At 46.7% G+C, this 3,952-nt stretch carries 7 protein-coding genes; 3 read left to right on the plus strand and 4 right to left on the minus strand.

The features are described 5' to 3' along the window. Both RH89_RS30670 and RH89_RS13415 read right to left on the minus strand, forming a co-directional pair. The coding region (locus RH89_RS30670) for a phosphoglycerate mutase family protein (RefSeq protein ID WP_004402714.1) at positions 1-147 on the minus strand (147 nt) is incomplete at its 3' end. A gap of 75 nt (positions 148-222) precedes the next feature. Next, positions 223-897: an ArsR/SmtB family transcription factor gene (locus RH89_RS13415; protein ID WP_004402715.1), complete on the minus strand. Its 675-nt coding sequence runs from the start codon at positions 895-897 to the stop codon at positions 223-225. 165 nt (positions 898-1,062) lie between these two features. On the opposite strand from RH89_RS13415, the gene RH89_RS13420 reads away from it, so the two are divergent. The 3 genes from RH89_RS13420 to RH89_RS13430 are packed head-to-tail and all read left to right on the plus strand — an operon-like array spanning position 1,063 to position 2,718. Next, positions 1,063-1,410, plus strand: coding sequence for an NIPSNAP family protein (locus RH89_RS13420; RefSeq protein WP_004402716.1), 348 nt, complete (start codon positions 1,063-1,065; stop codon positions 1,408-1,410). Continuing rightward, positions 1,407-1,751, plus strand: coding sequence for an antibiotic biosynthesis monooxygenase family protein (locus RH89_RS13425; RefSeq protein WP_004402724.1), 345 nt, complete (start codon positions 1,407-1,409; stop codon positions 1,749-1,751). Before RH89_RS13420 ends, RH89_RS13425 begins: the two co-directional genes overlap by 4 nt. Positions 1,752-1,809: 58 nt before the next feature. After that, the gene (locus RH89_RS13430) at positions 1,810-2,718 is read left to right on the plus strand and encodes a LysR substrate-binding domain-containing protein (protein WP_004402725.1); all 909 of its coding nucleotides are present in this window, start codon (positions 1,810-1,812) and stop codon (positions 2,716-2,718) included. Between the two features lie 6 nt (positions 2,719-2,724). On the opposite strand, the gene RH89_RS13435 is transcribed toward RH89_RS13430, so the two are convergent. Further along, a complete protein-coding gene (locus RH89_RS13435) occupies positions 2,725-3,363 on the minus strand; it encodes a glutathione S-transferase family protein (protein WP_004402727.1) in 639 nt (212 codons plus the stop codon). Positions 3,364-3,424: 61 nt separating this feature from the next. After that, positions 3,425-3,952 (minus strand): cupin domain-containing protein (locus tag RH89_RS13440; RefSeq protein ID WP_038145908.1); only part of this gene is annotated, 528 nt, incomplete at its 5' end.

Below are 3,952 nucleotides of genomic sequence, written 5' to 3' on the forward strand. Positions count from 1 at the left end.
AATCGCTGCGCTTCGAACCTGATCGCGACCTTTAGCCGTTAGCTTACTGTCGAGCCAGCCCTGCATGATCTTTGCCCGGTTCCATTCTGTTTCACCATGGCGAATCAAGATTAATTTTGAAGAAAAAACAGAGTCAGGAACAGGCATTAAATCAAACAAGTAGAAAATTTACAGTGTAAAAGAGGCTATCGGCTGAGCCTATAAATAGCAAGGGGTTACACCCTACAAGGACATCTTATATTTCTTACAGAATTGGCTTAGCCCGCGAGGGGTAAACTGTATCGCTCGAGAATCCAGATCTCGAATTGCCCATTCCTTGGATAGCGCATCGTCTAATATCCATTGCCCGAGCTTACCCGCCATATGGCTGCGCCTTTCACTCCAATCAAGACAGGCTTTGCAGGTTGGTCGTCGGCTTTTGAATTGAGTGTGGTCAAAACCCAAATCATGGAAATAAGCATGACCGTTATCGGTAAGGGTCGCTTCGTCGGCGTTTTCGATGACCCATCCCTGCTCTACCAGGTTATCAAACAGCTGAACACCCAGTTCTCCGGCAAGATGATCATAACAAACGCGCGAACGTCGCAATCGCTCATCATTGGGACCCGTTGAAATGGCTTGCCCCAATGCCGCCGTAATATTGAGAAGCTGTTCCAGCAACTCTGCAATTCTTTGGTCTTTAAGCTGGAAGTATTTATGCCTGCCCTGTTTTCGCACCACCAACAACCTGCCTTCCACCAATTTCATCAAATGGCTGCTAGCAGTTTGTGAGGTGACATCCGCCTCCAAAGCCAGTTCTGTAGCGGTAAGGGCTTTTCCTCCCATCAACGACATCAGCATTTTTGAGCGTGTGTTGTCACCAATCAAACTGGCGATATAAGCAATGTCCGGTTCCATTTGGAAATCCTACCTCTGGTTAAGTTGAAGCTAATAGGTGGTTGAGATTAGGGTCTGTTGAACTAAGAGGTTACACCAAAATGGGCACCTTTAGTTCGATGAGCATCGAAGCATGGAATATCTGGGCACTTAGACTGTTGGAAAAGCAGTAAGGAGACCAAAACCATGACCATCACATGTTTTATTGAATACCGAATCGACCCATTTAAAGTCAGCCTATTTGAACAATACGCGGAGAACTGGAGCAAAATCATACCCGAATGCGGTGGCGACTTGCTCGGCTATTTTGTCCCACACGAGGGAACCAACTATTGTGCTTACGGGCTCATCAGTTTCCCTTCTCTATCAGAATATGAAGCCTACAGAAAAAGGCTGAAAGAATCCGAGCTAGGAAAATCCAACTTCAATTTCGCGAAGGATCAGCAGTTCATCATCGAGGAAAAACGGACGTTTCTAAAAGTGGTGTCTTCCACCTATAAACAGGCTCCCAATTCTCTGGGAGGTGCTGCGTGATTGCCGTCATTTTTGAGGTAGAGCCCAAAGTAAGCGGCACCGATGAGTATTTTGATATCGCCGGTCAGTTAAAAGAAGATCTGGTTACCATAGACGGCTTTATTTCCGTGGAACGCTTTCAAAGTCTGGTCTCACCCAATAAGTTTTTATCTCTGTCGTTCTGGCGGGATGAACAAGCCGTTAAAAGGTGGCGAACACAGGTTTCACATCGCGTGGCTCAGGAGAAAGGAAGAACCGAACTGTTTTCTCAATACCGATTAAGGGTTGCCGATGTGATAAGAGATTACGGGTTGAATCAGCGTGAGCAAGTGCCAGCGGACAATCTCGATTCACACAACTAGCATTTCATCGTGAGTCGGGTATAAGATTGATTATTGTCTGATTTTCTCAATGTGAATTATGAACCGATTGGCGCACCTTAATGGGATTCGTGCGTTTGAAGCCACGGCAAGGCACCTGAGTTTTTCCCAAGCCGCAAATGAACTGAACGTTACCCCTGCCGCCGTGGGTCAGCAGGTTAAACAACTGGAAGAATGGCTGGGTGTCCAGCTATTCATTCGTTCCAATTCCGGTCAATCCCGTCTAAAACTGACTGAAGAAGCCAAACTGGCGTACCCAGATATACAGCAGGGATTCAGCAGTATTTTAAATGGCTTGGGCAAGCTTAACAGCGACATATTCGATAACACGCTGCGTGTGGCTGTGAGCCCATCGATTGGTTCAAAATGGCTCATGCCGAGAATTGCTGACTTCCAAGCTCAATTTCCAGAATACGATTTAAGAGTGGAAACCCACATAAAGCCGGTTGACTACACCAGTGAAGGCATTGATGTGGGGATTCGATACGGTCGCGGTGAATGGGAAAACGTGCAAAGCGATAAACTGATGGATGAAGCAATTTTCCCGGTCTGCTCCCCTGAGTTTGCAGCGCAACATAGTTTATCTTCCTCGACTTCAGTCGATTGGTCTGCCTTGCCTCTTCTTCATGACTTATCCGTACCCGAGAGCCAGGAATACCCAAGCTGGCAAGAATGGTTCACTAGAAACAACATCCCGTCGATCACCTCCACCAGCGGGCTGAAGGTCAATAGCTTTTCTGAAGTGATTGAAGCAGCTATTCGGGGGCAAGGGCTTGCTTTGGGTAGAGAAGCACTGGTCATGAAAGATTTGGAAGAGGACAAACTGATTCGCCCATTTGGAGATGCCAGTTACTGTTCTTCCTACAGTTATTACGTGGTTTCGCCGATTAAACAATGCAACAAAGCCAAGGCGAAAGACTTCCGCACTTGGCTAATAACTCAGATATAAGTGTAATTACGAAGCAAGGCTTGGGCGCTTAGCCATTCTTTCTCGCCACTCTATAAGGTGATGGTACTCGGTAGGAATGGCTACGCTGGCAAAGTCTGCAAAGGCGAGCCCATAAAACAAGGTGATGTCAGCCATTGAAAATGCCTCTCCTGCAACATAGGTAGACTTAGAAAGCACTGCGTCAAAGTAGCGCATGCCTTCTGTCGCCACTGCGTGCTGTTTCTGTCCCCATTCAGGGCAAGGATTAACTTCGAGATCCGGTCCTAACCCTTCTGTTCCATGGTGAAACCATGCTCCCACCGCATCCATGACCATAGACTCTGCACGGCGCTGCATCATGTGAATTCGACCTCGCTCTATCGCACTCCTGCCCGTAAGCGATGGTCCGTCAAAGTAGTGATCAATGTATTCGGTAATCGCTGTCGATTCCGAAAGATATTCCCCTTCTGCGGTTTTCATAACAGGAACCGTCCCTAAGGGATTCTTGGCGTAAAAACTTTCAGTTCGGTGTTCTTTATTCATCACATCCACTTCAACAAAGGTGACGGCTGATAAGGCATTTTTCTCTGCTAGTGCAGCACGAATTCGAGCAGGGTTTGGAAAACCAGTGGTTTCATAAACGGTGATTTCATTTTCTCTAGACATAATGATCCCTCACAGATCGTTGTGATAATGATTGATTTAAATTTTTATGGAGTTGGGAGAACTAACTTCTAACGAAGCCTATCCCGATTTTGCGGTACAGGGTTGCACCGTTTTTGGAGCGTATATTGATGGACTGTTTCGGTTTTACTCTTGCCCACGAACGTGTATCCAAATGTTCGTCGTTAAGCTGAATACTGCCATCCAATACAAAAAATTCAGCCGCGGCATCAAACTGCTGCTCAGGCAAAACGGAACCAGCAGGTAATCGAATCAATTGTGTGTCTTCATATTCTGATAGCCACAACTGAAGCGACGCGATTCCGTTGTCTTCTTTTCGCCACTTAGCCTGAGTGGTGTCTAGCACGAAAGAGGTTTGGTTCTCGGATTCGGGCATTTGCCCCAGTTTCACAAATATTTCGCAACCATCTTTGGAGTGGGGTCTGTGTGTCGATGTTACTGGGTTGCGAACGTAAACGCCTTTAGGGTAGTCACCATTCTCGTCTGAAAAGACGCCACTTAGCGTAATGAACTCTTCTCCACCTGCGTGAACATGCGACTTAAAGTAACTCTCCGGCTGATAGCGAACCAC

Source organism: Vibrio nigripulchritudo ATCC 27043 (assembly GCF_000222685.1).
Classification (GTDB): domain Bacteria; phylum Pseudomonadota; class Gammaproteobacteria; order Enterobacterales; family Vibrionaceae; genus Vibrio; species Vibrio nigripulchritudo.

Excerpts from the sequence above, each read along its gene's own strand:
- RH89_RS13415 (WP_004402715.1), bottom strand. The coding sequence starts at position 897 with ATGGAACCGGACATTGCTTATATCGCCAGTTTGATTGGTGACAACACA.
- RH89_RS13420 (WP_004402716.1), top strand. The coding sequence starts at position 1,063 with ATGACCATCACATGTTTTATTGAATACCGAATCGACCCATTTAAAGTC.
- RH89_RS13430 (WP_004402725.1), top strand. The coding sequence starts at position 1,810 with ATGAACCGATTGGCGCACCTTAATGGGATTCGTGCGTTTGAAGCCACG.
- RH89_RS13435 (WP_004402727.1), bottom strand. The coding sequence starts at position 3,363 with ATGTCTAGAGAAAATGAAATCACCGTTTATGAAACCACTGGTTTTCCA.